A 393-nucleotide genomic window follows, 5' to 3' on the forward strand; every position below is an offset into this window, starting at 1 on the left:
GATCAACCACTCTGCCACCTCTCCAGAAATTTTCAATTGATTTATTAGCAAGCGACAAAGAGAATTGCTAGTCATAGCCTGAGTCTCCAGCCCTCAATTTTGTTTCATCGAGGACCGGAGAGAGAGGGATTCGAACCCTCGGTACGATTTTACTCGTACACTCGATTAGCAATCGAGCACCTTCGGCCTCTCGGTCATCTCTCCAATAAATCAATTTCGCTATACAATTAAACACTTCATTACTGAAATCTAATCAATAGCCAGACGTGGTGTTATCGTTTTTGCCTACTTGAATCAAGAAAAGTGATATTTTATAGCTATTTGCGAAGCTTTTTAGTCGGGGCTTGATTGAAAAAGGTTAAATAGCTATGAATTCCCGCTCGTTTTGCTCTG

General features: G+C 41.0%; 1 tRNA gene. It reads right to left on the reverse strand.

Annotated features, from left to right (window positions below):
* Positions 1 to 115 precede the first annotated feature (115 nt).
* Positions 116 to 204: transfer RNA gene (locus JNK74_29195), tRNA-Ser, on the reverse strand.
* Between the last annotated feature and the right edge of the window lie 189 nt (positions 205 to 393).

The sequence above is a fragment of the Candidatus Hydrogenedentota bacterium genome (genome assembly GCA_016791475.1).
Lineage (GTDB): Bacteria > Hydrogenedentota > Hydrogenedentia > Hydrogenedentales > JAEUWI01 > JAEUWI01.